This window comes from Streptomyces sp. NPDC005574, from assembly GCF_040605435.1.
In the GTDB taxonomy this organism is placed as follows: Bacteria; Actinomycetota; Actinomycetes; order Streptomycetales; family Streptomycetaceae; genus Streptomyces.
The window spans coordinates 18,202-45,166 of record NZ_JBEXCW010000020.1 but is presented as its reverse complement, the minus strand read 5'-3'; the positions used below and the strand labels follow the sequence as shown (position 1 = coordinate 45,166).

At 73.5% G+C, this 26,965-nt stretch carries 25 protein-coding genes and 2 pseudogenes; 17 read left to right on the top strand and 10 right to left on the bottom strand.

All coding sequences use genetic code 11. From position 1 onward, the window contains the following. Positions 1-171 precede the first annotated feature (171 nt). Entirely contained in the window at positions 172-1,611 is a 1,440-nt protein-coding gene (locus tag ABZT03_RS16090) for a hydrolase (protein ID WP_356039247.1), read from the top strand. A 14-nt stretch (positions 1,612-1,625) separates the two neighbouring features. Here the strand turns inward: ABZT03_RS16090 and ABZT03_RS16085 are convergent, their stop codons facing one another. From ABZT03_RS16085 to sigK, 4 genes are all read right to left on the bottom strand, one after another. Beyond that, positions 1,626-2,273 (bottom strand): GNAT family N-acetyltransferase, encoded by a 648-nt coding sequence (locus ABZT03_RS16085; protein ID WP_356039245.1) that lies wholly within the window; start codon positions 2,271-2,273, stop codon positions 1,626-1,628. A 114-nt stretch (positions 2,274-2,387) separates the two neighbouring features. Then, positions 2,388-2,828, bottom strand: coding sequence for an SPW repeat protein (locus tag ABZT03_RS16080; protein WP_356039242.1), 441 nt, complete (start codon positions 2,826-2,828; stop codon positions 2,388-2,390). Between the two features lie 143 nt (positions 2,829-2,971). After that, on the bottom strand, positions 2,972-3,724 hold the full coding sequence (locus tag ABZT03_RS16075; protein ID WP_356039240.1) for an anti-sigma factor: 753 nt from the start codon (positions 3,722-3,724) through the stop codon (positions 2,972-2,974). After that, a complete protein-coding gene (gene sigK, locus ABZT03_RS16070; protein ID WP_356039237.1) occupies positions 3,721-4,305 on the bottom strand; it encodes an ECF RNA polymerase sigma factor SigK in 585 nt (194 codons plus the stop codon). Before sigK ends, ABZT03_RS16075 begins: the two co-directional genes overlap by 4 nt. Before the next feature lie 274 nt (positions 4,306-4,579). Here sigK and ABZT03_RS16065 point away from each other — a divergent pair, with 274 nt between their 5' ends. Then, a complete protein-coding gene (locus ABZT03_RS16065; protein WP_356039234.1) occupies positions 4,580-5,776 on the top strand; it encodes a MerR family transcriptional regulator in 1,197 nt (398 codons plus the stop codon). A gap of 281 nt (positions 5,777-6,057) precedes the next feature. After that, complete coding sequence (locus ABZT03_RS16060; RefSeq protein ID WP_356039431.1) at positions 6,058-7,293, top strand: NAD(P)/FAD-dependent oxidoreductase; 1,236 nt, start codon at positions 6,058-6,060, stop codon at positions 7,291-7,293. Positions 7,294-7,493: 200 nt separating this feature from the next. Here ABZT03_RS16060 and ABZT03_RS16055 read toward each other — a convergent pair whose 3' ends face one another. After that, entirely contained in the window at positions 7,494-8,867 is a 1,374-nt protein-coding gene (locus tag ABZT03_RS16055) for a deoxyribodipyrimidine photo-lyase (protein ID WP_356039231.1), read from the bottom strand. 75 nt (positions 8,868-8,942) lie between these two features. Then, positions 8,943-10,481 carry an SDR family oxidoreductase gene (locus ABZT03_RS16050; protein ID WP_356039228.1) on the bottom strand — a complete coding sequence of 513 codons (1,539 nt, stop codon included), beginning with the start codon at positions 10,479-10,481 and terminating at the stop codon, positions 8,943-8,945. Between the two features lie 91 nt (positions 10,482-10,572). On the opposite strand from ABZT03_RS16050, the gene ABZT03_RS16045 reads away from it, so the two are divergent. The 7 genes and pseudogenes from ABZT03_RS16045 (at position 10,573) to ABZT03_RS16015 (ending at position 16,755) form a co-directional block, all read left to right on the top strand. Then, positions 10,573-11,076 carry a MarR family winged helix-turn-helix transcriptional regulator gene (locus ABZT03_RS16045; RefSeq protein WP_356039226.1) on the top strand — a complete coding sequence of 168 codons (504 nt, stop codon included), beginning with the start codon at positions 10,573-10,575 and terminating at the stop codon, positions 11,074-11,076. 252 nt (positions 11,077-11,328) lie between these two features. Beyond that, complete coding sequence (locus ABZT03_RS16040) at positions 11,329-13,461, top strand: MMPL family transporter (RefSeq protein WP_356039223.1); 2,133 nt, start codon at positions 11,329-11,331, stop codon at positions 13,459-13,461. Between the two features lie 156 nt (positions 13,462-13,617). After that, on the top strand, positions 13,618-13,785 hold the full coding sequence (locus tag ABZT03_RS16035; protein WP_356039220.1) for a hypothetical protein: 168 nt from the start codon (positions 13,618-13,620) through the stop codon (positions 13,783-13,785). A 439-nt stretch (positions 13,786-14,224) separates the two neighbouring features. Then, on the top strand, positions 14,225-14,308 hold the full coding sequence (locus tag ABZT03_RS16030) for a putative leader peptide (protein WP_356039428.1): 84 nt from the start codon (positions 14,225-14,227) through the stop codon (positions 14,306-14,308). A gap of 135 nt (positions 14,309-14,443) precedes the next feature. Beyond that, positions 14,444-14,569 (top strand): annotated as a pseudogene (locus tag ABZT03_RS16025) (monooxygenase); the annotation flags it as partial. 62 nt (positions 14,570-14,631) lie between these two features. After that, positions 14,632-15,186 carry an NADPH-dependent FMN reductase gene (gene ssuE / locus ABZT03_RS16020; RefSeq protein ID WP_356039217.1) on the top strand — a complete coding sequence of 185 codons (555 nt, stop codon included), beginning with the start codon at positions 14,632-14,634 and terminating at the stop codon, positions 15,184-15,186. A 423-nt stretch (positions 15,187-15,609) separates the two neighbouring features. Further along, positions 15,610-16,755, top strand: coding sequence for an LLM class flavin-dependent oxidoreductase (locus ABZT03_RS16015; RefSeq protein ID WP_356039215.1), 1,146 nt, complete (start codon positions 15,610-15,612; stop codon positions 16,753-16,755). 35 nt (positions 16,756-16,790) lie between these two features. Here ABZT03_RS16015 and ABZT03_RS16010 read toward each other — a convergent pair whose 3' ends face one another. Beyond that, complete coding sequence (locus ABZT03_RS16010) at positions 16,791-17,837, bottom strand: acyl-CoA dehydrogenase family protein (protein ID WP_356039212.1); 1,047 nt, start codon at positions 17,835-17,837, stop codon at positions 16,791-16,793. Between the two features lie 101 nt (positions 17,838-17,938). On the opposite strand from ABZT03_RS16010, the gene ABZT03_RS16005 reads away from it, so the two are divergent. From ABZT03_RS16005 to ABZT03_RS15980, 6 genes and pseudogenes are all read left to right on the top strand, one after another. After that, entirely contained in the window at positions 17,939-18,289 is a 351-nt protein-coding gene (locus ABZT03_RS16005; protein ID WP_356039209.1) for a YciI family protein, read from the top strand. Next, positions 18,289-19,474: pseudogene (locus ABZT03_RS16000) on the top strand (RNA polymerase sigma factor). The gene ABZT03_RS16005 and the pseudogene ABZT03_RS16000 overlap by 1 nt, the downstream one beginning before the upstream one ends. A gap of 7 nt (positions 19,475-19,481) precedes the next feature. Next, positions 19,482-21,056 (top strand): aldehyde dehydrogenase family protein, encoded by a 1,575-nt coding sequence (locus ABZT03_RS15995; RefSeq protein ID WP_356039207.1) that lies wholly within the window; start codon positions 19,482-19,484, stop codon positions 21,054-21,056. 206 nt (positions 21,057-21,262) lie between these two features. Further along, entirely contained in the window at positions 21,263-22,153 is an 891-nt protein-coding gene (locus tag ABZT03_RS15990) for a glycoside hydrolase family 19 protein (RefSeq protein WP_356039204.1), read from the top strand. 151 nt (positions 22,154-22,304) lie between these two features. Then, entirely contained in the window at positions 22,305-22,700 is a 396-nt protein-coding gene (locus tag ABZT03_RS15985) for a VOC family protein (RefSeq protein ID WP_356039202.1), read from the top strand. A 25-nt stretch (positions 22,701-22,725) separates the two neighbouring features. Beyond that, positions 22,726-23,796, top strand: a complete 1,071-nt coding sequence (locus ABZT03_RS15980; protein WP_356039200.1) for an adenosine deaminase — start codon at positions 22,726-22,728, stop codon at positions 23,794-23,796. On the opposite strand, the gene ABZT03_RS15975 is transcribed toward ABZT03_RS15980, so the two are convergent. Both ABZT03_RS15975 and ABZT03_RS15970 read right to left on the bottom strand, forming a co-directional pair. Then, the gene (locus ABZT03_RS15975) at positions 23,778-24,293 is read right to left on the bottom strand and encodes a DinB family protein (RefSeq protein WP_356039198.1); all 516 of its coding nucleotides are present in this window, start codon (positions 24,291-24,293) and stop codon (positions 23,778-23,780) included. The two genes, ABZT03_RS15980 and ABZT03_RS15975, sit on opposite strands and share 19 nt — an antisense overlap. Positions 24,294-24,375: 82 nt before the next feature. Continuing rightward, a complete protein-coding gene (locus ABZT03_RS15970; protein ID WP_356039196.1) occupies positions 24,376-25,290 on the bottom strand; it encodes a LysR substrate-binding domain-containing protein in 915 nt (304 codons plus the stop codon). A 131-nt stretch (positions 25,291-25,421) separates the two neighbouring features. Here ABZT03_RS15970 and mgrA point away from each other — a divergent pair, with 131 nt between their 5' ends. Beyond that, positions 25,422-26,411: an L-glyceraldehyde 3-phosphate reductase gene (mgrA, locus tag ABZT03_RS15965; protein WP_356039194.1), complete on the top strand. Its 990-nt coding sequence runs from the start codon at positions 25,422-25,424 to the stop codon at positions 26,409-26,411. A gap of 233 nt (positions 26,412-26,644) precedes the next feature. Here mgrA and ABZT03_RS15960 read toward each other — a convergent pair whose 3' ends face one another. Next, positions 26,645-26,932, bottom strand: a complete 288-nt coding sequence (locus tag ABZT03_RS15960; RefSeq protein WP_356039192.1) for a DUF1905 domain-containing protein — start codon at positions 26,930-26,932, stop codon at positions 26,645-26,647. Positions 26,933-26,965 lie beyond the last annotated feature (33 nt).

Below are 26,965 nucleotides of genomic sequence, written 5' to 3'. Positions count from 1 at the left end.
TCCGTCCGTCCGGCCCCGCCTGTTCAGCCCCTGTTCTGCCATGTACCGTTCAATCGATCGGTCGCACGGGGTTCGTGCGACCGACGCTCTACGCGCGGAGATGCCCCATGTCTACGCGCGTAGGTCCGCCGCGCCGCTCCTTCTCCCACCCCACTCACGGAGGTACGCCGGATGCTCGGACTCGCCACACCCCGCCACAGACTCACCACCGCCCTCGCCGCGCTCGGCCTGCTCGCCGCCGGTGCGGCCGTCCAGACCACCGTCAGCGCGACGCCCGCCCACGCGGCCACCCCCCACCGCGTCCTGTTCGACGACGGTCACGCCGAGGAAGCCGGCAACGCCGACTGGATCGTCTCCACCAGCAAGCCCGACCCGCTCTCCCAGGACTCCTCGCCGTCCTCGGAGACGGACTGGACCGGAGCGCTCTCCTCGTGGGGCGTCGCCCTGCAGAAGACCGGCGACTACAGCGTCAAGACCGCAACCAGTGCTCTCACCTACGGCGGTTCCTCGACCACCGACCTGTCGAACTTCGACACCCTGGTCCTGCCGGAGCCCAACACGCTGTTCACCACCGCCGAGAAGACGGCGATCATGAACTTCGTGAAGAACGGCGGAGGTCTGTTCATGATCTCCGACCACACCGGCGCCGACCGCAACAGCGACGGCGAGGACGCGGTCGAGATCCTCAACGACCTGATGACCAACAACAGTGTCGACTCCACCGACCCCTTCGGCTTCTCCATCGACAGCCTCTCCATAAGCTCCGGCTACCCGGCGGCCATCAGTGACAGCACCGACCCGGTGCTGCACGGCTCCTTCGGGACCGTCACCAAGAGCCTCATCGCCAGCGGCACGACCGCGACGCTCAAGCCGGCCGACAACTCCGCCGTCAAGGGCCTGCTGTACCGCAGCGGTTACTCCGGCAACACCGGCGCCTTCTTCGCCACCAGCACCTTCGGCAGCGGCCGGGTCGCCTTCTGGGGCGACAGTTCACCCATCGACGACGGCACCGGCCAGTCCGGCAACACGCTCTACGACGGCTGGAACGACACCGGCGCCACCAACGCCGCGCTCGCCCTCAACGCCACCGAGTGGCTCGCCGGGGCGAGCGGCAGCGGTGACGGCGGTGGCTCCACCTCCTGCACCGACGCCCAGCTCCTCGGCAACACCGGCTTCGAGTCCGGCGCCGCCACCTGGACGGCCACCAGCGGCGTCATCACCAACTCCTCAGGGGAGTCCGCCCGTTCGGGCTCGTACTACGCCTGGCTCGACGGGAACGCCGTCGCCACCACGGACACCCTCGCTCAGTCGGTGACGATCCCCTCCGGCTGCTCCGCGACCTTGAGTTTCTACCTGCACGTCGACACCGCGGAGACGACCACGAGCACCGCCTACGACACGTTGAAGGCACAGGTGCTCAACAGCTCCGGCACCGTGTTGAGCACGCTGGCGACGTACTCGAACCTGAACGCGGCCACCGGCTACACCCAGCGCAGCTTCAGCCTGAGCGGCTACGCGGGGCAGACGGTCACCGTCAAGTTCACCGGCACGGAGGGCTCCAAGCTCCAGACGTCGTTCGTCGTCGACGACACCGCGCTCAACGTGACCTGATCTCGTCCCGCCCGTCAGGCACCGGCGGCGGACCCGGCCGAGAGACCGGGTCCGCCGCCTTCGCGCTCGCGGGTGACGTGACCGTTCGCGGCCGACCGGCCAAAATCGCCGGTCCGGGTTCGGGCCCAGGTGCGGAGGGACACCTCACGGCCCCGTGAGACGCGCAGTACCGGGGGATCCGCCGTCAGGGCGAAACCGCAGGAGCGGGCGACGCCCTCGCTCGCCGCGTTGCCGGGATCGATGCGCAACACCACGCGCCGCGGACGCAGTTCACGGGCCGCGTGAGCGGCGATCAGCCGTACCGCGCGGCCGGCGAGCCCCTGCCCGCGGTGCTCGGCCCCGATGCCGTAGGCGAGTTCCACGTCCCGCGCGTCGGCCTCACTGCGGAAGAGCAGGACCTCCCCGAGGGGCCGGACGCCGTCCGTGGTGACGGCCAGCTGCATCTTGTGCTCGCGGGCCTTCCCGGTCCGGGCCTCGAACAGGTACGCCAGGGCCGCTCCGGTGTCGAAGGGGGAGGCGACCGGGGTCCAGCGGGCCATCTCGGGGTCGTCGTACAGCGCGACGAGTTCGGTGACGTCGTCGTCCGACCATTCGCGCAACTCGATCCCGTGCCCCGAGATCCGGACCGAAGGGGGAAAGACGGAACTCCACTTGACGTCCATGAGCTGATCCTGCCCCGGCCCCCGCGCCGGGTCCAGGTACGCATCAGGCCGGAGCGGGCGCGGCCGGTCCGGGAGGAGCCCGGGCCGGCCGCGCCGCGTGTCACCCGGCAGGAGTCACGGCCTCGGTGCGCTCCTCGCCGCGGTGGCGGTGCACATCAGCCCGAGGACCAGGGCCAGGGCGCCGATGACGATGTTGTTCACCACGACCCCGGCGTCCGGGCTCTCGCCGACGATCCAGGGCGCGACGATCATCCACACGCCGAGTGCGCACATGGCCCAGCTGAGGCCGTACATGCGGGCCGGAGCGGCCGTGAACCCGAGGGCCAGCAGGCCGATGGCGATGCCGACGATCAGGTTGTGGGTCATCAGGGCGGGCTGGCTCGCCGTGTAATGGAGGATCCACGGGGACACCGCGCAGTACAGACCGAGCAGGAACACCGGTCCGTCCACGAGTGCCACATCGCGGCCGCCGAGCATGCGGGCGTAGCGCTCCCGCATTTCCGATGCGTCGGGGTGAGTGGTGATGTCCCCTCTGGTGGGCGAGACGTTGGCCATGGCGGGTCTCCTTCTGCTGCGGGCCCCGACCGCGTCCGGTGCGGTGTGCGGTGGGCCCCGCGCAGTCCCATTCTGCTCTTATTTCTCCTTTATGTGTAGATGTGTATGTCCGGCGGGGGCCGCCCCTCCGGTGCGGGCACGGCTCAGGCCGGGAAGTCCATCAACGCGAGCGGAGCCGACGTGGGCTCGGCCGATCCGCCCGCGGGTTCCACGGTGATGCCCATCCCGGTGGCCCGGCCGACCGGCCCGTCCAGCAGCACGCTGCGGCCGCCGGGGCGTGGGTCCATCAAGCCCGCGGACCGCATGGTGCCCCCGTCGTCGAACCACAGCTGGTAGACCTTGCCGCGCGGCGGTTCGGCCAGCCCCGACGACACGAACACGGCCGCGTCACGGCTCGCGGACACCACGACCGTCCCGCGCGCGCCGCCCGGCAGCCCCGCGCTCCGGGTCCGGACGTCGGGTGCGGCGAGCACGGCGGCCAGGTCGTCGGCGCCGCGCTGCGCCAGGCCGGCCACGTCACGGGCGTCCTGGGCACGCTCGTACTGCCACACGGAGGTGCCGCCGAACACGGCCGCCGCGGCCAGACAGGCGGCGAGCATCCACCGGGGGAGCGGCCGCGTCGGCCCGGTCGCGCGCCCGGCGCGGACGGAGAACCCCGTGCCGGGCGACTCCTGCCGTACGGCGACGATCCGGCGCAGCACGTCCGCCCGGACCGCCGGCCGGGGCGGTTCGGATGCCGCCAGGCCGAGCCGGGCCGCGGTCGCGGTGAACTCGGCGACCTCCTGTGCGCAGGCCGGGCAGCCGGCTAGGTGCCGCTCGAACGCGGCGCACTCCGCGTGGGCCAGGGCGTGCAGGGCGTAGGCACCCGACAGCGTGTGCAGGTCCGCGGTGATCACGCGTTCACCCCCAGGCAGTCGCGCATCCGGACCAGACCGTCGCGCAGTCGTGTCTGGACCGTTCCCAGTGGCAGGGTGAGCGACTCGGCCACCTCCCGGCAGGTCAGCCCCCGGTAGGGGGCGAGGGTGACCGACTGGCGCCGGAGCTCGGTGAGCGTCCGCAGGCAGCGGCGGACCTGCTCCCGCTCCAGCCGGGTCTCGACCTGCTCGGTGGCGTGGTCGTAGTCGGGCGTGCGGTCCAGCAGGGCGGCGCGGCGGTCCCGGGCGGCGGCCGCCTCCACCGAGCGCACCCGGTCGACGGCCCGCCGGTGGGCCAGGGTGGGGATCCAGTTGACGGCCGTGTCCCGGTCCTCGCGGTACCGGGGAGCGGTGCGCCGCACCTCCACCAGTACCTCCTGGGCGACCTCCTCCGACTGCGCCTGGTCGCGCAGCACGCTGCGCACGACACCGGACACGGGGTTCACGACGATGTCGTAGAGCGCGGCGAACGCCGTCTGGTCGCCGAGCGCCACGCCGCTCAGCAACTCCTGCGGGTCGGGTTCCGAGGACGGGTTGGTGCCGATGTACACGGCTTCTTTCACGAGGGGGATCCTCCGGGTGGTGCGACAGGTCCGGGCTTAATCCGGTGCGCGAGGGCCGGCGGATTGGTCAGGTCCCCCGGAAGGGCGACCTTCTCGCGCGGCGGCGCCGGTCGGCCGGCCTCCGTGTCCTGCCTTCCGGCGGCGCGAAAGTACGGATGCGGGGGCTGTGGGGGGTCAGCCGTGCGGTGCGCTCCGGCCGGGGCGCGTCCGGTCGTACGGCGGTCGGCGCCCGCGTCCGTCAACTCGCATCGATTCTGCGTCGTAGAGTCGACGCATGGGTGAGTCCGCAGCACAGCACGACCCGCCGGGCGGGTTCCCCGAGGGGACGGACGCCGAGAGTGCCGAGGCCGGGCTCACGACGGGCGGGCTGGCGCGCCGGCTCGGGGTGTCGCCCACCACGCTGCGCTCCTGGGACCGCAGGTACGGCATCGGGCCGGCCGTCCGCGCCGAGGGCAGACACCGCCGCTGGACACCGCAGGACGTGGTGGTGCTGGAGACGATGTGCCGGCTCACCTCGTCCGGAGTGCCGCCCGCGGAGGCGGCCCGCGCCGCCCGGGAGGGAGGACGGCGACCCGCTTCCCGCGCGCAGGGACCGGCGCGGGGTGGGCCGTCCGGCACCGGCGGGGCCACGGGGCGTGCGGGGGCCGGGCGTTCCGGGCCGGGTGTGTCCTCCGGGTCCGGGCGGTCCGGGCGCTCCGGCGCTGAGGCGGACGAGGGGTTCGACGGGTCCGGGACCGGGGCGCCCGCGACGGTCGAGCCGTCCCGTGGACCCTCCCGCTCCCGCGCGGCGGGAGGGCTGCCCCTGGGTGACGTGCGCCAGGAGTGCCGGGGTCTCGCCCGCGCCGCCGTCCGGCTCGACGCCCCGGCGGTCGAGGACCACCTGGCCGCGGTCGTCGGGGAACACGGGCTCACCGTCGCCTGGCAGGAGGTGATGATGCCCACCCTGCACGCCGTGGGACGCAAGTGGGCCTCCTCCGGCGACCGGTACGTCGAGGTCGAGCACCTGCTGTCCTGGCACGTGTCCACCACCCTGCGCCGGCACACCCGTGCCCCCGGCCCGCAGGCGGCCGCCTCCGCCGAGCCCGTGGTGCTGGCCTGCGTCCCCGGCGAACAGCACACCCTGCCGCTGGAGGCCCTGAACGCCGGGCTCGGCGAACTCGGCGTGCCCGCGCGGATGTTCGGTGCCGCCGTACCCGCCGAGGCGCTCACCGCGGCGGTTCAGCGTCTCGGCCCGCGCGCGGTGGTCCTGTGGGCACAGTCCCGCTCCACGGCCAGCGTGCCGTTGGCCCGGCACGTCGCCGCCACCCAGTGGGGGGTGAAGGGGGCCCGCAGACAACCCCTGGTCCTGCTGGCCGGACCCGGCTGGGGCGGCCGCCCAGTGCCGGGGATGCCGAGGCCGGCGACGCTGGGTGACGCGCTCGATCTGCTGGGAGCGGCCTACGGTGCGGAGCGGTCGGCTGCGTCGCGCTGATCCGGCGTGCGGCACGGAGACCCGGCTGGGGTGGCCGCCCCGGCCGGGGATGCCGAGGCCGGCGACGCTGGGTGACGCCCTCCATCTGCTGGGAGTGGCAGGGCGCACCGCGCTGGTCATGCGTGCGGCCTCGCGGGTCGTACCGGCGAACTCGCGGCCGGATCGCATCCATGGGACCGTCGGGACGGGAAGCGGGGGTGAGAGGCCGGTGCCGAGGGGCCCGGCCGTCGCCGTCCGGTCCCGCCGGACGGCCCGAGACCACGAGGACGGTCGCCGTGCCCATGACCCGCGACACCCCCGACGTCCTGGTGATCGGAGCGGGAGTGGCCGGACTGGCCTGCGCCCGGGACCTGTGCGCGGCCGGCCTCGGCGTGCGCGTCCTGGAGGCCTCCGACGAGGTCGGCGGCCGGATGCGCGCGGACCGCGTCGACGGGTTCGTGGTGGACCGCGGCTTCCAGGTCTTCAACACCGCCTACCCGCAGGTCCGCCGCCGGCTCCCGCTGCGCGCACTGCGGCTGCGGCCCTTCACCCCGGGCGTCCTCATCCACACCGAGAAGGGGACACTGCGCTTCACCGATCCCAGCCGCCGCCCCAGGACGCTGCCCGACCTGCTGCCGGGCCGGCTCGCGGGGCCGCGCGACCTGCTGGCCCTCGGTGCCCTGTCGGCCCGGGACATGCTGGCACCGGCCCGGCTCGTCAAGCGCTCCGAGGACCGTACGACGCGGACGGCACTGGCCGCCGCCGGCTTCTCCGACGACTTCGTGGAGCGCTTCTTCAGGCCCTTCCTGTCCGGGGTCTTCCTGGAGGACGAGCTGGAGACGTCGAGCCGGTTCTTCCACCTGGTGTGGCGCACCATGCTGCGCGGCACCCTGTGCCTGCCCGACACGGGCATCGGCGCCGTCCCCCGCGCCCTCGCGGCCGGGCTGCCCGCGGACGCCGTGCGGCTGGAGACTCCGGTCGAGACCCTCACCGACGCCGGCGCGCTGACCGCCGGGGGCGGCGAACTGCCCGCCCGGGCCGTGGTGGTGGCCACCGGGCCCGGCCCGGCGGCCGCGCTGCTGCCCGGCCTCGAACTGCCGCCCTACCGAGTCGTGACGACGTACTACCACGTCGCGCCGCGCTCCCCGCTCGGTGAGCCGACCCTGCTGGTGGAGCCCCGGCGCCGCTTCCTCAACACCTGTGTCGTCAGCGACGTCGCCCCCGGATACGCGCCGCCCGGCTCCGCGCTCGTCGCCACGTCCGTCCTGGGCGAGGACACCGCGGGTCGGGAGACCGGCGTGCGAACGGCGCTCGGCGAGGTGTACGGCACCGACACCGGCGGCTGGGACCTGCTGACCGTCCGGACGATCGACGCGGCCCTGCCGGCGATGGCGCCGCCCCAACCCCTCAGCCGCACCGGCCGGTTCGGCCCCGGCCGCTACGTGTGCGGCGACCACCGGGCCACCGGGTCGGTCCAGGGAGCGCTCGCCTCCGGAGCCCGCGCCGCGCGCGAGATCCTCCGGGACCTGGGGCACTGATTCCCGCGGCCGGCCTGCTGACCACCGTCACCCATCGGCCGCACCGGAGCCGACCCGGCCGCACCGGAGCCGACCCAGCCGCACCGGAGCCGACCCGGCCGCACCGGAGCCGACCCAGCCGCACCGGAGCCGAACCGGCCGCACGGAGCCGACCCGGTCCGGAGCCGCTCCAGGCCGGAGCCGATCCTCCGCCGGTCGCCTCAGTCGCGATCGCGGCCCCGGCGGAAGCGGGCGAGACCTTCCGAGAGTTCCACGATCGGGTCCGGGTAGTCGATCGCAGCCCGGTCCAGTCCCGTCAGCTTCCACGGCTCGTGGATCAACGGAGCGCTCAGCGAGTCGAGTTCGGGAATCCACCGGCGCACGTACGCCCCGTCGGGGTCGTAACGCTTGGCCTGCGTCACGGGGTTGAGGACGCGGTTGGGGCGGCTGTCCGTGCCGGTGCCGGCCATCCACTGCCAGTTCAGCTGGTTGTTCGCGACGTCACCGTCCACCAGCAGGCTGAGGAAGTGCCGCGCGCCCACGCGCCAGTCGACGTAGAGCGTCTTGGCGAGGAAGCTCGCGGTCAGCAGCCGGCCGCGGTTGTGCATCCAGCCCTCGTGACGCAACTGGCGCATCGCCGCGTCGACGATCGGATATCCCGTACGGCCCTCCTTCCACGCCTCGATGTCCTCGCGCGCGGCGCGCTCGGAGCGCCAGCGGTCGTGCTTGGTGCGGTAGTCGGCGGTGGCCGCCTGCGTGCGCGCGGCCAGGACCTGCCGGTTGAAGTCGCGCCACGCGAGCTGCCGGACGAACGCCTCGGCGCCCGGGCCGCCCACCCCGCGCGCCCGGTGGACGAGTTCGACCGAGGAGAGGGTTCCGAAGTGCAGGTGCGGCGACAGATGCGAGGTGGCGTCGCCGGCCAGGTCGTCGTGCCGGTCCTCGTACGCGGCGATGCCGCTGCGCAGCCACCCCGTCAGCCGTTTGCGGCCCGCGACCTCACCGCCCGCGGCCAGCCCCGGCGACAGCTCCGGGAGCCCGTCCCGGGACGAAAGCTGACCGGAAACCACGCCCTCCGGCACCCGCACGGTACGCGGCGCGGCGAGGACGTCGCGGAGCCTCTGCTGGGACCACTGGCGGTAGTAGGGGGTGAAGACGGCGAAGTGGTCCGAGGAGGCCGGGGTGAGGGCTCCCGGCGTCACCGCCGTGGTCACCGTCTCGTGGACGTGCAGCCGCCGCCCCTCCCGCTCCAGGGCGAGTCGCAGCCGTGCCTCGCGGCGGTGGGCGTGGCCGCTGACGTCGGCCGCCATGTGGACCTCGTCGGCGTCTGCCTCGGCGGCCACCTTGCACACCTGCTCGACCACGTCGCCGGAGCGCACGACGAGCCGGCCGCCCCGGTCACGCAGGCCCGCGTCGAGGTCGCGCAGACAGTCGGCGAGGAAGGCCAGCCGGTTGGGCGCGGCGAAGCCGGCGCCGTCCACAGCGGGGTCGCGCACGAAGAGCGGCACCACCTGGCGGGAGCCGTCGCTCGCCGCCCGTAGCGGTGGATGGTCGTTCAGCCGCAGGTCGGCGGTGAACAGGACGACCGAGACGTTCATGGCGCGGGCTCCGGGGAGAGGAGGCGGGTGGGCTGTGTCTGGTTCCGGCTCCGGCGGGTGCGCGGATGCGCGGAGTCAGCGGATGGGCGCGCGTTCCCTCCGTCGGGTGACGGGCGCCTTTCCGGCGGCTTTCGCGATGTTGCGGGCCATGCCGCCGAACACCGCCGCGTGGAAGGGGGAGACGCTCCGCCAGTAGGCGTGGCCCAGCAGTCCGTGCGGGTGGAAGAGGGCGCGCTGCCGGTAGCGGGTGCGGCCGTCCTCGTCCGTGTCGGCACGCATCTCCAGCCAGCCCAGGCCGGGCAGCCGCATCTCCGCCCGCAGCCGCAGCAGACGGCCGGGCTCGATCTCCTCCACCCGCCAGAAGTCCAGCGAGTCGCCGACGCGCAGGTGGGCCGCGTCCCGGCGGCCGCGCCGCAGGCCGACCCCGCCGACCAGCCGGTCCAGCCAGCCGCGCACCGCCCAGGCGAGCGGGAAGGAGTACCAGCCGTTCTCTCCGCCGATGCCCTCGATCACCCGCCACAGCGCGTCGCGGGGGGCGTCCACGACGAGTTCGCGGGAGTCCGTGTAGAGGCTGCCGCCCGCCCAGTCGGGGTCGGTGGGCAGCGGGTCGCTCGGCGCGCCCGGCACCGAGGCGGACGACCAGCGGGTGGTCACCCCGGCCTCGCGCACCCGCTGCAGGGCCAGCCGGACCGCCTCGTCGAAGGCGATGGGGTGTCCGGGCGGATCGGGGAGATGGCGGGTGATGTCGTGCTCGTGGCAGACCACTTCGTGGCGCAGGGACTCGGTGAGCGGCCGGGCGATGGACGCCGGTACGGGAGTCACCAGGCCGACCCAGTGGCTGGACAGGCCGGGGCTGAGTACCGGGACGGGCAGGATGACGCGGCGGGGCAGGCCGGCGACCGCCGCGTAGCGGACCATCATCTCCCGGTAGGTCAGGATGTCCGGCCCGCCGATGTCGAAGGCGCGGCTGACGTCGTCGGGCAGCAGGGCACTGCCCAGCAGCAGCCGCAGCACGTCCCGTACGGCGATGGGCTGGATCCGGGTGTGCACCCAGCTGGGGGTGACCATCACGGGGAGGCGCTCGGTGAGGTAGCGCAGCATCTCGAAGGAGACGGAGCCCGACCCGATGATGACGGCCGCCCGCAGTACGGCGGTGGGCACGCCGGAGTCCAGCAGGATGCGGCCGACCTCGGCCCGGGACCGCAGATGCGGTGAGAGTTCGTGCTCGGGGACGCCCGCGGGGGTGAGGCCGCCGAGGTAGACGATCCGCCGTACGCCGGCCGCCCGGGCCTGCTCGCCGAAGACGCGTGCCGCCCTGCGGTCGGTCTCCTCGAAGTCCGTGCCGGTGCCGAGGGCGTGCACCAGGTAGTAGGCGACGTCGATGTCCCGCATGGCCTCGGCCACCGAAGCGGCGTCGGTGACGTCGCCGCGCACCACCTCCGCCTCGCCCGCCCAGGGATGGTCGCGCAGCCGGCCGGGGGAGCGGGCCAGGCAGCGCACCCGGTGGCCCGCGGCGAGGAGTTCCGGCACCAGCCGGCCCCCGATGTATCCCGTCGCGCCGGTGACCAGGCAGCGCCGGGCGGTCTCGGCCGGCGCGGAGTCGTGCGTGTCCATGGGGCTTCGGCTCCTCGCTCGGTGGGTTCCTCCATGATTCCTTCCGCGGTGCGGGCCGAACCGGATGCGGCGCCTTCTATAGGCTGATCGCGTGGCGACAGCAGACGAGCGGGAGCAGCCGGGGGGAGAGCGGGCGGCCGCGACGGCCGGGGCGGGTGACCTGCACGCCTTCGCCGTCGAGCTGCGGCGGATGAACATCGGGATCAACCGCCTGATCCAGGGGTTCGCCGGCGACCACGGTCTGCACCCCACCGACGTGCAGGCGCTGGCGGCGATCCTCGACGCGAAGGAGCCGATGACCCCGGGGCGGCTGCGGGAGCACCTGGGGCTCACCTCGGGGGCGGTGACCGCGTGCGTGGACCGCCTCGAACGCAAGGGGCACATCCGCCGGGTCCGGGAGAGCGCCGACCGCCGGGTGGTCCATCTGCACTACGCGGCCGGCGGCCGTTCGGCTGCCCGGACGTACTTCCGGCCGCTCGCCGAGGCGACCGAGTCGGCCCGTTCCCGCTTCACCGAGGCCGAACTGGCCGTCGCCCTGCGCTTCCTCGCCGTCCTGAACGACGAGCTCGCCGAGGTCAGGTCGGCCGGCTCCTGACGGTCGGCGGGCTCCTGAAGGTCGGGCCAGCTGGTTCCCGGGGCCGGGGGCCGGGTGCATCCGGCGACCGCGCGACCGGGGAAGAGCGGGTGTCGGTTACGATCGCGGCTCCGTACTATCTCAATGATTGAGATTGTTTTTCATCGAGATGGTTACCCGGCGTCGCGCGCACCCCCCACCCCTGTTCCCCGCGCCTTCCAGCATCTCCCTTGTCGCGCCTCCACCATGCTCCCTCGTCACGCCAGGAGAACGATGTCCACCACCCCACGACGGGCCCGGCGGCTCCTGCCCGTCCTGCTGCTCCTCGCCTGGCTCGTCATCGGCGGAGCGCTCGGCCCCTACGCCGGCCGGCTCGGCGAGGTCGCGAGCAACGACCAGGCCGCCTTCCTGCCGCGCAGCGCCGAGTCCACCGAGGTCATCGCCCAACAGCGCGCCTTCCGGCAGCGGGAGACGCTGCCCGCCGTCGTCGTTTGGACCGGCGACGACCGCGGCGGCGGCCGGATGACCGACCGGCAGGCCGCCGCGACCCGGGCGCTGGCCTCCCTGGCCGGCGTACCCGGCACGGTCGGGGAGGTCTCGCCCGCGCTGCTCTCCCGCGACGGCGCCGCCCTCCAGGGCGTGGTGCAGCTGCGACCCGACCTGGGCGACCGGCTCGCCGACACCCTCGACCGCGTCCGGTCCACGGCCGAACGCGTCCCCGGCACCACCGTGCGCATCGCCGGTCCCGCCGCCGCCCAGGCCGACCTGGCCGACGCCTTCGCCGGCATCGACGGACTGCTGCTCGCCGTCGCCCTGGTGACCGTCCTGGTGATCCTGCTGGTCGTCTACCGCAGTCTGCTGCTGCCGCTGATGATCATCCTCGGCGCGGTGTTCGCGCTCGCGCTGGCCTGCGCGGTCGTCTACGTGCTCGCCGACCACGACGTGGTGCGCGTCGACGGACAGGTGCAGGGCATCCTCTCCATCCTCGTCATCGGCGCCGCCACCGACTACGCCCTGCTGCTGACCGCGCGGTTCCGGGAGGAACTGGCCCGCCACACCGACCGGTTCACCGCCGTACGGGCGGCGCTGCGCCAGTCCTGGAGCGCGGTGGTGGCGAGTGCGGCGACCGTCGCCCTCGGCCTGCTGGCCCTCCTGATCAGCGACCTCACCAACAACCGCGCGCTCGGACCGGTCGGCGCCATCGGCATCGCCTGCGCCGTCCTGAGCTCCCTCACCTTCCTGCCCGCCGTCCTCGTGCTGCTCGGCCGGGCGGCCTACTGGCCCGCCAAGCCCCGCACCGCCGAGGACCGCAGCGCGGGCGACGGGGTGTGGCGGCGCGTCGCCGCCCTGGTCGACCGGGCGCCGCGCCGGGTCTGGGCTCTCGCGCTGGCTGCCCTGCTGGCCTGCGCCGCCTTCGCCCCGGCCCTCAGCTCGCACGGCGTACCGCTGGACGAGACCTTCGTCGACGACGCCCCGTCCGTCTCCGCGCAGCGGACCCTGGCCGAGCACTTCCCGGGCGGCTCGGGCAACCCGACCGTCGTCATCGCCGACGCCGACCGCCTGGACCGGGTCGTGGCCACGGCGCGGTCCACGAAGGGGGTTGCCGCGGCCGCCCCCGTGACCGGCTCCGGGCGTCCGGGCGGCGCACCCCTCGTCGTCGGCGGGCGGGCGCGCGTCGACGTCACCCTCCGCTCCGCCGCCGACAGCGACGCGGCCAAGGACACCGTGGCCCGGCTGCGGACCGCGCTGCACGCGGTGCCCGACGCGGACGCCCTCGTCGGCGGATACACGGCGCAGCAGTACGACACGCTGCGCACGGCCGAACGGGACCGCGGCCTGATCGTGCCCGTGGTCCTCGCCATCATCTTCGTCATCCTGGCCGCGCTGCTGCGCTCGCTGCTCATGCCGGCGCTGCTGGTGGCCACCGTGGCCCTCAACTTCCTGACCACGCTGGGAGTTTCGGCCCTGGTCTTCCGGCACGTCTTCGGTTTCACCGGCACCGATCCGTCCGTACCGCTGTACGGGTTCGTGTTCCTGGTGGCCCTCGGCGTCGACTACAACATCTTCCTGATGTCCCGGGTCCGCGAGGAGTCCCTGCGCCACGGTGTGCGCGAGGGCGTGCTGCGCGGTCTGGTCACCACCGGCGGAGTCATCACCTCGGCAGGGGTGGTGCTGGCCGCGACGTTCGCGGCGCTCGGCGTGATCCCGCTGGCCTTCCTGGCGCAGATCGCCTTCATCGTCGCCTTCGGTGTCCTGCTCGACACCCTCGTGGTCCGCTCGCTGCTGGTGCCCGCCCTGGCGCGGGACATCGGGCCCCGGGCTTGGTGGCCGGGGCGGCTCAGCCGGACACCGGAGCCGCCGCAGGACCACGACCGGAGCCGCGTCGCCACCTCCACGTCGTCCTGACCCGCCCGCAGCGACCGGCCGCCGGACACGGTCTGACGGCCGGTCGGAGCGGGCGTACCCGAGTTCGGCGGGTCCGGGCATGCCGCTGTCGATCCGGGGCAAGCGGAACGCACGGGAGTTGAAGGTTGAGGGCTGTTCCTGGAGGTGTGTGACGTTATGGGCGCGAAGGTGTTGGAGCGCTTTCCTGCTGGAAGTCCCCGCGGATCGTGGCCCGCGGAGGAGTGCGCGGCGCAGCACCGTGCGGAGGGTGAGCCCGCCACGGTCGTGATGGATCTGAAGTCGGACGCCTTCCTCGTGGTGGTCCCGGCGCGCGAGGACGACTGACCGCGACGACGCGCGAGGACGACCGACCGCGACCGTTCAGTCGGCCGGCGCGCCCGCCGTCAGGGTGTCCCCCCGGTACCGCGCCCGCCGTCCGTACGAACGCCTCGTGCGGGTCCGCCGCCCGCTCGGGGCCCGGACCCGCCCCCGCGCCGCCGGAGCGTCAGCGGCAGCCGGGCCGGGTCCCCGCCGGCCGTTCCAGGCGTCGGGACGGTGAACGTGGCGGCCGTGCCGCTCCTCGCCCCGAATCGGGCCGAGCCCAGCCGGGTGACCGCTGCTGTGCGTTCCGGCCTTCGCCGGCCGCACGGCTGCGGAGCCGCTTCCCGATCACGCCCGTTCCGGGGTTTTCCTTGTCGCCTCCAGGCGAATCCCATGGTCCGCGATACGAGACCGGTCGGGTTTTCCTTGACTGCCCGGACGGGCGACTGCCACGATCATCGACATGAAGACACGACTGGACCTCACGCGGCGACGCCATGTCGACCTCGCGCGCGTCTCCAGCTCCTTCTGTTGCCCCGCGGCCTGATCCCGCCGATCCGCCGCACCTCCACGCCGCACCGCGCTGTCACCGGACGGCCCCGCGCGTCACGTTTCCCCGGCAGCCTCACCACGTGAACTCCCGGACGCCTCGCGCCCATTGAACGCGGCGTTCCCGAAATTCGCCGAGGGCCCCGACCGGTCGTGGCGCGCCGTCCGCACGAACGCGCCGCGCGACCTGGTCGCCCGTCAGCGCCGCGAGGTCGGCCGCCGGGACCCGGAGGGCGAACTGCCCGAACCCACCTGGTACTTCAGACCGACTTCCGGGGCGCCCGTCGCGCGCGGGCGCCCCCTCCTCCCGAAAGAGGACCCATGGCCACCGTCCTGTCCGTCTCCGGCAGCCCCTCCGCCTCCTCCCGCACCAACCGTCTGCTGCGCCACCTGGACCGGCGCCTGAGCGCCCAGGGCCACGAGGTGATCCCGCTCGACGTGCGCACCATCCCCGCCGAGGCGCTGCTCGGCGCGGACTTCCGGCACCCGGCGATCGTCGAGGCCACCGAACTGTTCGCGCGGGCCGACGGAGTGGTCGTGGGGACACCCGTGTACAAGGCGTCGTACTCCGGTGTCCTGAAGGCACTCCTGGACCTGCTCCCGCAGTACGCCCTCACCGGCAAGACCGTGCTGCCACTCGCCACCGGCGGGTCCACGGCCCATGTCCTGGCCATCGACTACGCGCTCCGGCCGGTCCTCAGCTCCATGGGCGCGGCCCACATCGTGCAGGGCTGGTTCACCCTCGACAAGGACATCACCGTGCACCCCGACGGCACCCTCACCGTCGCCGCCGGCGCGGGCGATGCCCTCGGCCAGGTGGTCGACCAGTTCTCGGCCGCCCTCGGCCGCACGCCGGTGCTGGCCGCGGCCGGCTGACCGCCGTGTCCGCGCGAGAGATCGCCTACGACGCGGACGACCTCACGCCCGACCGCCGACCGCCGACCGCCGACCGCTCCGCGCCGGAGCCGGAGCCGGCGTACGCCGCCTGCCCGCGGGGCGACGGACCGGCTCACCGCGTCCGGGCCGCTCGCGGTCCCACCGCCACGGCCGGGGGAGTCCTCACCGACGGCGCCCAACGCGTCCGCACGGAGGTCCGGCCCGGTTCGCGAACCGGGCCGAGACCGCCGCCGGGGATCCGCCGCTGATCCGGCGCTTCGGTGAACCCGGCGTCCGGGCACAGGCGTCCGAGGCCCCGGGCGGGATGCCGCCCGCACGGCGGTCGCGTCCGACACCGCCCAGGACCACCCCGCCACGGCCGCCTCCACAACCTTTCGCGGCCACCCCGATCGGAGACCCCCGTTGTCCCTCACCTTCCACTGGTTCCTGCCCACCAACGGCGACAGCCGTCATGTCGTCGGTGGCGGCCACGGCACGCCGGCCACGGCCTCCGGACGGGACCGGCCGCCGACGGTCGCCTATCTGAGCCAGATCGCCCGCGCGGCCGAGGACCTCGGCTTCGTGGGCGCGCTCACGCCGACCGGCGCCTGGTGCGAGGACGCCTGGCTGACCACCGCGATGGTCAGCCAGCACACCGAGCGCCTGAAGTTCCTGGTGGCCTTCCGCCCCGGCTTCGTCTCGCCGACGCTCGCCGCGCAGATGGCCGCCACCTTCCAGCGGCAGACCGGTGGCCGGCTCCTGCTCAACGTCGTCACCGGCGGCGAGAGCCACGAACAGCGCGCCTACGGCGACTTCCTGGACAAGGACGCCCGCTACCGCCGGACCGGCGAGTTCCTCGAGGTCGTCAGGTCGCTGTGGGAGGGCGGGACCGTCGATTTCAAGGGCGAGCACCTCCAGGTCGAGGACGCGAAACTGGCCCGGGTGCCCGACCCGGTGCCCGAGGTGTACTTCGGGGGCTCCTCCCCGATCGCCGGAGAGGTCGCGGCGCGGTACGCCGACGTGTACCTCACCTGGGGCGAACCGCCCGCGCAGGTCGCCGAGAAGATCGCCTGGGTGCGGGAACTCGCGGCGCGGCGGGGGCGCACCCCGCGGTTCGGCATCCGGCTGCACGTCATCACCCGAGACACGTCCGAGGAGGCGTGGGCCGAGGCGAACCGGCTGCTGGCGGGCTTCGACCCGCAGACCGTACGGTCCGTACAGGCCGGGCTGGCCCGCAGCGAGTCCGAGGGCCAGCGGCGGATGCTCGCCCTGCACGGCGGCGGCAGCCGCGACGGCCTGGAGATCCACCCCAACCTCTGGGCCGGCATCGGCCTGGTGCGCGGCGGGGCCGGCACCGCGCTGGTCGGCAGCCACGACGAGGTCGCCGAACGGATCAGGGAGTACGCCGCCCTCGGCATCGAGGAGTTCGTCCTGTCCGGCTATCCGCACCTGGAGGAGGCGTACTGGTTCGGAGAGGGCGTGCTGCCCCGCCTGGCCGCCCGGGGAGTCTGGCGGCACCCGTTCCACGCGGAGCCGGCGTCCGCGATCCAGACCCCGTTCGCGAGCTGAGCGCCGGGCACCGGCCCCCTGAATACCGGGCCCGCTCAGCGAAACCGGGAGGCCAGTGCGTCGAGGTGGGCTCGGCGGGATTCCGGGGTCTGGCCCTGGACCAGGAGGAACAGGGCCTCCCGCGCCAGGCGTTGAGGGGTGCTCGTGAGGGCGAGGGAGCGGCCGCCGCCGGTCACCACCGCCGCGCCGGTGGCCGCGCGCATCAGCTCGAACGCCCGCGTCCGCAGAGCGAGCCGGTCCGCCGTGCGCTCGTTCGGGGCCGGCAGGTCGGCCAGGTCGTAGGCCCGCCCGCGGATCTCCGCGAGCCGTTCGCGCAGCGGAGCCGCCGTGTCCTGCTCCACCAGGGCGAGCGCCGCCTCGGTGATCCCGAACACCGCCGGGCTCGCGTTCACCGTCCTGGCGCGGTCCGTCGCCGCCCAGTCGTCGTACGGCGTCCGGAGCACCACCGCCTCCTCGGGCAGCCACAGGCCGTCCAGTTCGAGGGACACCGTGCGGGCGGCGCCGAGCGCGGCCAGCCGCATCGGCTCCGACGCGCGCAGGCCCGGCTGCTCCCGCGCTTCCGTGAAGGCGAACAACACCTCGTCCGACTCGGTGACGCCGGCCAGCAGCATCACGTCGTTGAGCCCCCACCCGGTGTACCAGGGCACCGTTCCGTCGAAGCGCCGGCCGCCGCGCTCCCGGGTGACCCGGACCGGCGTCCGCGGATACGCCCGGAGGTGGGCGTAGGCCACGCCGGCCAGCAGTTCGCCGCGGGCCAGCGGGCCCAGCAGCCGCTCACGTGCCGGACTCTCGCTCTTCGCCAGGGTCGCCACGGGCGTGTGGTGCTGGGTCTGCACGAACCAGGTGGAGCAGCAGGCGCCGGCCAGGATCTCCGCCGTCTCGCGCGCCACCGCGGCCGGCGCCGCCGACCCGCCGTACTCCTTCGGCGCGCTCAACCCGAGCAGGCCCGACCGCCTGATCTCGGCGAGATGGCTCGCCCGCACCTCCGTGCGGTCGACCTGTTCGGCGTGCGGGGCGAGCAGGTCGTCCGCGAGGCGGCGGGCTCGGACGACGAGCGGGTGCGGGGCGTGCGGTGCGGTCATGCGGGAGATTCTTCCGGTGTCGCGCGGGCCGGTGTCGATCCGGGGCTGTGCCGTTCGTGTAGGAGGTGAGAGAACGGGATCGCGACACCACGGAGGACGTCATGAAGCACTACCTGCTCAGCGTGATCACCCCGAGCGACGGCGAGCCGCCCTCGCCCGAGGGCCTCGCGGAGATCAACCGCAACCTCCAGACCTTCCACCAGGAACTCCAGGAGGCCGGGGCCTGGGTCTTCGCCGGCGGACTGCACGGACCGGAGACGGCCACCGTGCTGCGCCCCGGGAACGCCGAGGTCCTCGTCACCGACGGGCCCTACGCGGAGGGCAAGGAGTACCTCGGCGGGATCTGCCTGATCAAGGCCCCCGACCTGGACGCGGCACTGGCCTGGGGCCGCAGGGCGACGTGGGCGACGACCCTGCCCATCGAGGTGCGCCCGTTCATGGGCGAGGCCTGATGCCCCTGGACGTCGAGGCCGTCTTCCGCGCGGAGTACGGCCGCGCGGTCGCCGTCCTCGTCCGCTTCCTCGGCGACATCGACCTCGCCGAGGAGGCCGTCCAGGACGCGTTCACCACGGCCGTACGGCGCTGGCCCGAGACCGGGCCGCCCCCGAGCCCGGCGGGCTGGATCATCAGCACCGCCCGGAACCGGGCGATCGACCGGCTGCGCCGCGAGTCCTCCCGGGACGCCCGGCACGCCGAGGCCGCCCGCCTGTACGCTCCCGCCCCGCCCGCGGAGGAGGGCCCCGTGCGCGACGACCGGCTCCGGCTCCTGTTCACCTGCTGCCATCCCGCGCTCGCCGAGCAGGCGCGGATCGCCCTGACCCTGCGGCTGCTCGGCGGCCTGAGCACGCAGCGGATCGCCCGCGCCTTCCTGGTGCCCGAGCCGACCATGGCGCAGCGCCTGGTCCGCGCCAAGGCGAAGATCCGCGACGCGCGCATCCCGTACCGGGTGCCCCGCGACGCCGACCTGCCCGACCGGCTCACGGGGGTCCTCGCCGTCGTCTACCTGATCTTCAACGAGGGGTACACCGGTGACGCCGCCCTGTGCGCCGAGGCGGTGCGCCTGGGCCGCCTGATCACGGAGCTGATGCCGGACGAGCCCGAGGCCACCGGCCTGCTGGCGCTGATGCTGCTCGTCGAGTCGCGCAGGGCGGCCCGGCTCGACGGGCGGGACGAGCTGGTCCCGCTGCCCGAGCAGGACCGTGACCGCTGGGACCGGGACCTGATCGCCGAGGGGCAGGACCTGGTCCGCCGCTGTCTGCGCCGCAACCGACCGGGGCCGTACCAGATCCAGGCGGCGATCCAGGCCGTGCACAGCGACGCGCCGACCGGCGCGGCCACCGACTGGGGACAGATCCTGCGCCTGTACGACCAGCTGACGGCGATCGCCCCGACCCCGGTCGTCGCCCTGAACCGGGCGGTGGCCGTCGCGGAGGTGGACGGTCCGAGCCGGGCCCTCGCACTCCGACGCGCTGGACCTCGACGGCTACCACGTCTTCCACGCGGTCCGCGCCGACCTGCTGCGCCGGCTCGGCCGCGACACCGAGGCCGTCAGGGCGTACGACCGGGCCCTCGCGCTCACCGAGAGCCCCGCCGAACGGGCCTGGCTGGACCGGCGGGCCCGGCGCCTCGAACCCTGACCGCCGTGTGACGGACCGGACACCCAAAGTCGTCTGCCTGCCGCAGGAATTACTTGGGCAGGTGAAAGGTTGGCATATACATCCGCCGAACGGACGAACGGACGAACGGACGAACGGATGGCCGGGCGGACGGACGGACGGCCTTCGAGCCGCCCGCCCGCCCGGCAGACCAACCGACCGACCAGCAGAAAAGCCGACCGACCCCCACCGCGCCGCGTCCCCCAGGCACGCGCATCACCAGCGAGGCACCGTGAACCAGCCCACCCCCGAGCAGCCCGCCGCCACCGTCGCCCGGCTGCGCGCCACCTTCCGTACCGGCCGCACCAAGCCCCTGGAGTGGCGCACGGCCCAGCTGCGCCGCCTGCGCGAGATGCTCACCGAGCACGGTCCCGACCTCGCCGCGGCCCTCCACGCCGACCTGGGCAAGAGCTCCACCGAGGCGCACCGCACCGAGATCGACTTCACGGTCCGCGAGATCGACCACACCCTCGACCACCTCACCGGCTGGCTGCGCCCCGAGCCGGCCCCCGTGCCCGCCCATCTGGGTGCGGACGCCTCGGCCTGGACGCAGTACGACCCGCTCGGTGTCGTTCTCGTCATCGCGCCCTGGAACTACCCGGCGCAGCTCCTGCTGGCACCCGTGGTGGGCGCGCTGGCAGCCGGCAACGCGGTGGTCGCCAAGCCCAGCGAGCTGGCCCCCGCCACGTCCGCCGCCCTGGCGCGGCTGCTGCCCGCCTACCTCGACACCGACGCGGTCGCCGTCGTGGAGGGCGGCATCCCGGAGACCACCGCCCTGCTCGCCGAGCGCTTCGACCACATCTTCTACACCGGCAACGGCACGGTCGGCCGGATCGTCATGCGGGCCGCCGCGGAGCACCTCACGCCGGTCACCCTCGAACTGGGCGGCAAGTCACCGGCGTTCGTCGACCGCGGCACCGACCTGGAGGTCGTCGCGGCCCGGCTCGCGAGCGGCAAGTTCCTCAACGCGGGGCAGACCTGCGTCGCCCCCGACTACGTCCTGACCGACCCGGAGACCGCCGCCGCCCTGGAGTCCGCGCTGACCCGCGCCGTCGAGGCGCTGTACGGCGCCGACCCGTCGGCCTCCGCCGAGTACGGCCGGATCGTCAACGAACGGCACTTCGACCGCCTTTCGGGCCTGCTCGACTCGGGCCGTGTCGTCGTGGGCGGCACCGGCGACCGCGCGTCCAAGTACCTCGCCCCCACCGTCCTGGCCGACGTCGATCCCACCTCGCCGGTCATGCGGGAGGAGATCTTCGGTCCCGTCCTGCCGATCGTCACGGTGCCGGGCCTGGACGAGGCGATCGACTTCATCAACGACCGCGACAAGCCGCTCGCCCTGTACGTCTTCAGCGAATCCGCCGACACCCGCGCGCGCATCGCCGCCGAGACGTCCTCGGGCGGACTCGGCCACGGCCTCCCGCTCGCCCATCTCACCGTGTCCGACCTGCCGTTCGGCGGCGTGGGCGAGAGCGGCACCGGCAGCTACCACGGGCGCTACTCGATCGAGACGTTCAGCCACCGCAAGGCGGTTCTGGAGAAGCCGCTGACCCCGGCCCGGTGACGTACGCACCGATATGTGCGGTGGCGAACGGGAGTTGATTGGTCTGGACCCTTGACTGGTACAGACCAAAGCGGTTGAGTATGGCTCCCACCCCCCACCACGGCCGCGCCCACGCCGTGCCGGGTCGCACCGGCACGCGCGTTCGGGGTCCGGCTCCGCCCTGCCCTCGTCCGGGTGCGGCCGTGTTCCGCAAAGGAGTTGTTCCTGTGTCGAGGCGCCGCATCTCCGCCGTGGTCACCGCACTCGTCCTCGGCAGCGCCGTGCCCGTGCTGCTGCCCGCCACACCCGCTTCCGCCGCCGCGTGTTCGAGCTATCCCGCCTGGACGGCCGGCCGGTCCTACGCGACCGGTGACATCGTGCGCTACACCGACGGCAAGGCCTACATCGCCGAGCACGACAACCCGGGCTACGACCCGACCATCAGCACCTGGTACTGGGACCCCTACGCCTGCGACACCGGCTCGGGAAACCCGTCCGGCAGCTTCGTGGTGAGCGAGGCCCAGTTCAACCAGATGTTCCCGAACCGGAACTCCTTCTACTCCTACAGCGGTCTCACCGCCGCCCTCAGTGCCTACCCGGGCTTCGCCAGGACCGGCAGCGACACGGTGAAGCGGCAGGAGGCCGCGGCCTTCCTCGCCAACGTCAACCACGAGACCGGCGGCCTGGTGTACGTCGTCGAGCAGAACACCGCCAACTACCCCCACTACTGCGACTGGAGCCAGTCGTACGGCTGCCCGGCCGGCCAGTCCGCCTACTACGGGCGCGGGCCCATCCAGCTCAGCTGGAACTTCAACTACAAGGCCGCGGGTGACGCGCTCGGCATCGACCTGCTCAACAACCCCTGGCTCGTGCAGAACGACTCCGCCGTGGCCTGGAAGACCGCGCTCTGGTACTGGAACACGCAGACCGGGCCCGGCAGCATGACCCCGCACAACGCGATGGTCAACGGCGCCGGCTTCGGGCAGACCATCCGCTCCATCAACGGCTCCCTGGAGTGCGACGGCAAGAACCCGGCGCAGGTGCAGAGCCGTGTGGACGCCTACCAGCGGTTCACGCAGATCCTCGCCACCGCACCGGGCGGCAACCTCTACTGCTGAGCCCGCCCGACACCCCGCCCGTCCACCGCCCGGGCTCCGGCCGGCCGCGGTGGACGGGCGCCGCCGTTCCCGTCTCCCGGCGAGGGCGACTGGCGACCCGGGGGTTTTACGTATAACGTCTCCGGTCGATCCCCACTCCGGAGAGGCCCCGATGAGACGTATCGCCCTGGTCACCCTCGTCGTCGACGACTACGACGAGGCGATCCGCTTCTACACCGAGGCCCTCGGTTTCCGGCTCGCCGAGGACACCGCCCGCCCCGACGGCTCCCGCTGGGTGGTCGTCCGGCCGGGCGCCGGGGACCAGGGCACCGACCTGCTGCTCGCCCGCGCCAAGGACGAGGCCCAGCGCGGCCGCGTCGGCGACCAGACGGGCGGCCGCGTCGGGTTCTTCCTGCACACCGACGACTTCGCCCGCGACCACGCCCGGATGCTCGCCGCGGGCGTGACCTTCCTGGAGGAGCCCCGCCACGAGCCGTACGGCTCGGTGGCCGTCTTCCGGGACCTGTACGGAAACCGCTGGGACCTGCTCCAGCCCGCCACCGACTGAGACCCACCTGCCGAGGAACACGCACATGACCGCGCCCCGCGTCGACACCGAGACCCTTCGCCGGCTGCCCAAGGCCGTCCTGCACGACCACCTCGACGGCGGCCTGCGCCCCGCCACGGTGGTGGAACTCGCCGAATCGGCCGGCCACCCCCTGCCGACGACCGACCCCGAAGCCCTGGCCGCCTGGTACGTCGAGGCCGCCGGCTCCGGTGACCTGGTGCGCTACATAGCCACCTTCGAGCACACCCTCGCCGTCATGCAGTCCCGCGAGGGCCTGCTGCGCACGGCCGAGGAGTACGTGCTCGACCTCGCCGCCGACGGCGTGGTCTACGGCGAGGTGCGCTACGCCCCCGAGCTGATGCTGAAGGGCGGGCTGGCCCTCCCCGAGGTCGTCGAGACCGTCCAGGAGGGCCTCGCCGCGGGCATGGCCCGGGCGGCCGCCGCCGGCACCCCGGTGCGTGTGGGGACCCTGCTGTGCGGGATGCGGATGTTCGACCGCACCCGCGAGATCGCGGACCTCGCCGTGGCCTTCCGGGACGGCGGGGTCGTCGGGTTCGACATCGCGGGTGCCGAGGACGGCTTCCCGCCCGCGGACCACCTCGCCGCCTTCGAGCACCTGCGGCGCGAGAGCGTCCCGTTCACCATCCACGCGGGCGAGGCGCACGGCCTGCCCAGCATCCACCAGGCGCTCCAGGTGTGCGGCGCCCAGCGCATCGGGCACGGCGTGCGCATCGCCGACGACATCGTGGACGGCAAGCTCGGCCGCCTCGCCGGCTGGGTCCGCGACCGCCGGATCGCCCTGGAGATGTGCCCGACCTCCAACCTCCAGACCGGCGCGGCCGACTCGATCGCCGGGCATCCCATCACCGCCCTGAAGGACCTGGGCTTCCGGGTCACCCTGAACACCGACAACCGGCTGGTGTCGGGCACGACGATGACCCGCGAGATGTCGCTGCTGGTGCAGGAGGCGGGCTGGACGGTCGAGGACCTGCGCACGGTCACGGTGAACGCGCTGAAGAGCGCCTTCGTCCCGTTCGACGAGCGCGAGGCCCTCATCCGAGACGTCGTCCTGCCGGCCTACGAGGCGGCGCTCTGAAGCAGTCCCCGCAGATAGGCGGCCTGTCCGATGTGCTGGAGATCGTCGGACAGGACGCTGACCAGCCGGACGCCGAGGGTGACCGGCGGGTCCCAGCGCTCGTCCACGACCCGCTCGAAGTCCTCGCTGCTCAGCCCGCGCAGGAACGTCACGCTCTGTTCGTGCACGGCGTCGTGGTAGCCGGTCAGCAGGTCCCCGGAGTCGACCCGTACCTTCGCGACCTGCCCGGCGCTGTGCCCGTAGCCGGTGACCTTGCGCGGCAGGTCGAGCCCGAAACGCTTCTCCCAGTCCTGTGACAGCCACACCTGGTCGAGTCCGGCGGCGTCCGCGACATGGTCGTCCTGGACCCGGGTGAGGTGCCAGACCAGCCAGGCCATGGAGTTGGCGTCCGGCGCGGGCCGCGCGTTGAGCACCTCCGCGGGCAGGCCGTCGACGGCGGCGTGGACTTCTTCCCTGATGCGGTTGTATCCGTCGATGAGGATGTCCTTTGCATGCATACCGTCCACCATCGCGCATCCCGCTCCGTCATGCGCCCGGAACCCCGCTCCCGCGGGCAACCCGGCCGTACCCGGCCCGGGATCAGGAGGGGTGGGCCCCTTCCCGGGGCGCCGTCGGGCCACCGGTCTCCAGCAGTTCCATCAGGGCCCGGGCGGCCGGGCTGGTCGTCTGCGGGGGCGGCAGCAGCGCCACCGTCTCGTAGGCCGCGTCGCCGGTCCCCTCGAGCGGGATCGCCGCGAGGGACGCGCGCTTGTGCCGGAAGTGGGCCGGCACGACGGCGATGCCGAGGTCCTCGTCCACCAGGTCGAGCAGCCCGTGCACGTCGTTGACCTCCAGCGTGACCGTGCGCCGCACGCCCGCCGCGGCGAACGCGGCGTCGGTCGTGCGGCGCGGCCCCCAGTCGTGGTGGAAGTCGACGAACACCTCGTCGCCCAGGTCCTGCGGGGTCACGGCCGCACCCGCGGTCGCCAGCCGGTGGGAGGGATGGCACAGCACGGTCATCGGTTCACTGGTCAGCCGTACGGAACACAGCTGGTCGCCGTCCGAGGGGGTGCGCACCGCGAACGCCAGGTCCAGGCGGCCGGCCGCGACCTCCTCCGCCAGCGCGCCCGAGCCCGCCTGCCGCAGCCGGATCTCCACCGCCGGATGGCGGCGCCGGAACGCGGCCAGCAGCTTCGCCACGGGGACGCCCGCGATGCACTGCTCGGTGCCCAGCGCGAGGGTGCCGCGCAGCACACCCTGCACCGCGGCGACGGCCTCGTGGGCCGCCCGCACCTGTGCCAGGATGCGTTCCGCCTCGCCCAGCAGCGCCCGCCCGGCTTCCGTGAGCGTCACCCTGCGTGTGGTGCGCACGAACAGCGGGGTCCGCAGTTCCCGCTCCAGGGCCCGGACCGAGGCCGACAGACCGGACTGTGACACCCTGAGCCGTTCGGCGGCCCGGGTGAAGTGCCGGTCCTCGGCGACCGCGACGAAGTGCTGGAGGTGGCGCAGTTCCATGATTGAGAAGCCTATCCGCTGAATTCCATCGGATTCTCCTGTTGGACCGCTGCCTCCGGGTCGCGAAGGATGGGAGCGGCGTCCTGGGTCTCCCGGGCACCCGCACCCGTGCCAACCCCTCTGGAGTCGCGTTGTACACCGCACACCCCGACCGTTACGCGGACATGCCCTACCGGCGCACCGGACGCAGCGGCCTGAAGCTCCCCGCGCTGTCGCTCGGCCTGTGGCACAACTTCGGCCCGGACCGCCCGGTCGAGACGCAGCGCGCCATCCTGCGCCGCGCGTTCGACCTCGGTGTCACCCACTTCGACCTGGCCAACAACTACGGCCCGCCGCCCGGTGCCGCCGAGTCCGCGCTGGGCGAGGCCCTCAGGGCCGACTTCGCGTCGTACCGCGACGAGCTGGTCATCTCCACCAAGGCCGGCTACCTGATGTGGCCCGGCCCGTACGGCGAGTGGGGTTCGCGCAAGTACCTGCTGTCCTCGCTGGACCAGAGCCTGACCCGGATGGGCCTGGAGTACGTCGACATCTTCTACTCGCACCGCCCGGACCCGGAGACTCCCCTGGAGGAGACGATGGGCGCCCTGCACACGGCGGTCCAGCAGGGCAAGGCGCTGTACGCCGGTGTCTCCAACTACTCGCCGGAGCAGACCCGCGAGGCCGCCCGCATCCTCGGCGAGCTGGGCACTCCGCTGCTCATCCACCAGCCCCGCTACTCGATGCTGGACCGGCGCCCCGAGGACGGTCTGCTGGACGCCCTCGACGAGCTCCAGGTCGGCTCCATCGCCTACTCGCCGCTGGAGCAGGGCCTCCTCACCGGCCGCTACCTCGACGGCATCCCCGAGGGCTCGCGGGCGGCGAGCGACAGCCCGTTCCTGAACTCCGACGCCGTCACCGAGGAGCTCGTAGGACGGCTGCGTGCCCTGGACGACCTGGCGAGGTCCCGGGGGCAGTCCCTGGCCCAGATGGCGCTGGCCTGGGTGCTGCGCGGCGGCCGGGTCACCTCGGCCCTGGTCGGCGCGAGCAGCCCGCAGCAGCTGGCGGACAGCGTCGAGGCCATCCGCAACCTCGACTTCGACGCGGACGAACTGGCCCGGATCGACGCGCTCGTCAAGGGCTGACGCGTCCGGGGCACGGCGTGCCGAGAGGTCCCGGAGGCGATCGTCCGCCTCCGGGACCTCCGTCACGGTCCCAAGGGCTGTCCCGCAATTCCCGGCGGGCGCGCGGCGACAGCTACGGCGCCTCGCCGCGTTGTCGGGTCGCCCGGATACGCCCAGTATGAGGACGACCCTCCGCCTTCCGATGCACCGCATCTGACCCCGCGCGCCGGTCCACGGGAATTGCGGGACGGCCCTCAGCCGTTCAGCCGCTCCTCCAGCCGTACGGTCACCGTGTCGCCCTCGCCCTTGCCGAGCACCTTGCGCAGCTCGGCCTTCACGGGCAGCTTGTGGGTGCCGTCGCCCAGGGCCATGAAGGAGCTGCGGAACGGGTGCCCGTCCATCGTGCCGCGCACCTTCACGAGGCCGCGGGTGCCGAAGAACTCGGCGGACCCGGGCCACACGAGGTAGGTCCAGCCGCCGTCGCTCGGGCTGGTGCGCAGTACGGCGGTGAACTCCTCGTCCAGCCGTGTGGTCGTAGCCATGTCGTCCTCCGCTCGCCGGTCCCCGTGTTCATG